Here is a 2382-nt window from a genome sequence, read left to right as displayed (position 1 = left end):
CACGCCAAGATGCCGCGGATGGTCCTTGAGCAAGGTTCGTCGGTACTCGACCGGATCCTTGCCGGCCGCCTCGGCCAGTTCGTCGATCAGCGACTCCATCACGAACGCGGTGTGGGTGTGCCCCACCGAACGCAGCCAGAGCACGCGGATGCCGGTTTGCGGCGAATGCAGATCAACCTGGTGATTCGCCAACCCCTTAAGGTACGGACTGTCGGCGACCCCTTCGACAGACGTCTTGTCGATGCCATTCTTGACCATGGTCGCCTCGAATGACGTGCCCGCCATGATCGACTGCCCGACCATCACATGCTTCCAGGCGATCGGCAGGCCACCGGCATCGAGGCCGATGCGGGCCTGATGGAGGAACGCCGAGCGGTAGTACCCACCGCGAATGTCGTCCTCCCGGGACCAGACGGTTTTTACCGGCGCGCCCGCTGCCTTGGCGACTTCCACAGCTTCTGCAACAAAGTCCGAGGTTGGATTGGCCCGGCGACCGAAACCACCGCCCAGAAACTCGGTATGTATTTCCACCTGCTCGGGTTTGAGCCCGGTGATTTTCCCGGCGACCATTTGGTCCAGCGTCTGGAACTGGGTGCCGGTCCAGATTTCGCATTTGTCCTGGGTGATTTTCACCGTGCAGTTGAGCGGTTCCATCGGTGCGTGGGCCAGGTATGGCACGCTGTACTCGACATCAATGGTCTTCGCCGCTTTCCCCAGACCCGCCGCGACATCACCAGCCTGACTGGCCGAAGCGCCAGGGGTGGCAGCGAGTTTGCGGAAGCTTTCCAGCAGCTTCTGACTGTCGAGCCCGGTGTTCGGCCCCAAGTCCCAATCAATCTTCAACGCATCGCGCCCCAGCTTCGCCGCCCAGTAATGGTCGGCAATCACCGCCACCCCGGTGGGCACCTGCACCACTTTGTGCACGCCCGGGATCGCCAGCGCTTCGGCGCCTTCGAAGGATTTGACGCTGCCACCGAACACCGGCGAGCGCGCGACCATGGCGGTCATCAGCCCGTCGAACTGCACGTCCATGCCGAACTTGGCGCGGCCAGTGATTTTCTCCGGCGTGTCCAGGCGCTTGGTCGGTTTGCCGATGATTTTCCAGTCCTTGGACTCCTTGAGCTTGATCGTCGCCGGATCCGGCACCGGCAGCTTGCCGGCGTCATCGGCCAGTTCGCCGTAGGTGGCGCTTTGATCGCCGGCAATCACCACACCCGATTCGGTGCGAATCCCGGAGGGCGCGACGTTGAAGCGTTTGGCCGCCGCATCGATCAACATCAAACGCGCCGCTGCACCGGCCTGCCGGTAGCGGTCGAACTCCATCCAGGTCGAGGTGGACCCGCCAGTGATTTGCATCCCGCCAAACCCGGCCAGGCCATACTCGGCGGCCGAGGCCGGTGCATGTTCGACACGGATCTTCGACCAGTCGGCGTCCAGTTCTTCGGCGATCAGCATGGTCAGGCCGGTCCAGATGCCCTGGCCCATTTCCGAATGGCCGAGCAGTATGGTGACGCTGTTGTCATTGCCGATCCGTAAAAACGCATTGGGCGCGAAAACATTGCCTTGATTCTCGGCGCCGATGGCAAAGCGATGACCACCGGGGATGACAAACGCCACCACCAGACCACCGCCCAGCACCGCGCTGCCCTTGAGGAAACCGCGGCGTGACAGAGGATTGAGGCTGTTCATTGTTCGGACTCCCGTCAACGTGGCATCAACCGATCTCGGCGGCGCGTTTGACCGCTGCGCGGATCCTTGGGTAGGTGCCGCAGCGGCAGATGTTGCCGGAGAGCGCCTGATCGATGTCGCTGTCGGTGGGCTTGGGAATCTTCGCCAGCAAGGCCGCCGCCGACATGATCTGCCCGGACTGGCAGTAACCGCACTGGACCACATCGAGTTCGGCCCAGGCTTGTTGCACCGGGTGCGAACCGTCGGTAGACAGGCCCTCGATGGTGAGGATTTTTTGCCCGTGGGCCACGGCCGTGGCGGGCGTGATGCAGGAGCGCAGTGGCGCGCCGTCGACGTGCACGGTGCAGGCCCCGCACTGGGCGATGCCGCAACCGAATTTGGTGCCGGTCAGGTGCGCGACATCGCGCAGGACCCACAGCAGCGGCATGTCTGCGGGGGCATCCAGCACCTGGTCCTTGCCATTGATGTTGAGGGTCAGCATTGCGAATTTCCTCAGACTCACGGTGTTCTGAAGGGGCGTCGCTGTGGCGATTCAGAACCCACGCGCGCCTCGGGTTATCCCTACAGCTAAGCGCAAATTGCCGGGCGAGACCGGTTCATCGACCACCGGTCACACGATGAAGGCGAACAGGATCGCTCTGTAGCAGCTGCCGAGCCCGCGAGGCTGCGTTCGGCGACGAAGTCGTCGTAAAC

General features: G+C 63.1%; 2 protein-coding genes. Both read right to left on the bottom strand.

Annotated elements, in window-relative coordinates; translation table 11 throughout:
• On the bottom strand, positions 1–1689 hold a 1689-nt coding region (locus WLY71_RS30320), incomplete at its 3' end, for a xanthine dehydrogenase family protein molybdopterin-binding subunit (RefSeq protein WP_347806516.1).
• Between the two features lie 25 nt (positions 1690–1714).
• Positions 1715–2170, bottom strand: a complete 456-nt coding sequence (locus WLY71_RS30315; protein WP_347806515.1) for a (2Fe-2S)-binding protein — start codon at positions 2168–2170, stop codon at positions 1715–1717.
• Positions 2171–2382 lie beyond the last annotated feature (212 nt).

The organism is Pseudomonas rossensis (assembly GCF_039888995.1).
Classification (GTDB): domain Bacteria; phylum Pseudomonadota; class Gammaproteobacteria; order Pseudomonadales; family Pseudomonadaceae; genus Aquipseudomonas; species Aquipseudomonas rossensis.
Note: the sequence above shows the minus strand (reverse complement) of the source record. Positions and strands in the feature narration are given on the sequence as shown.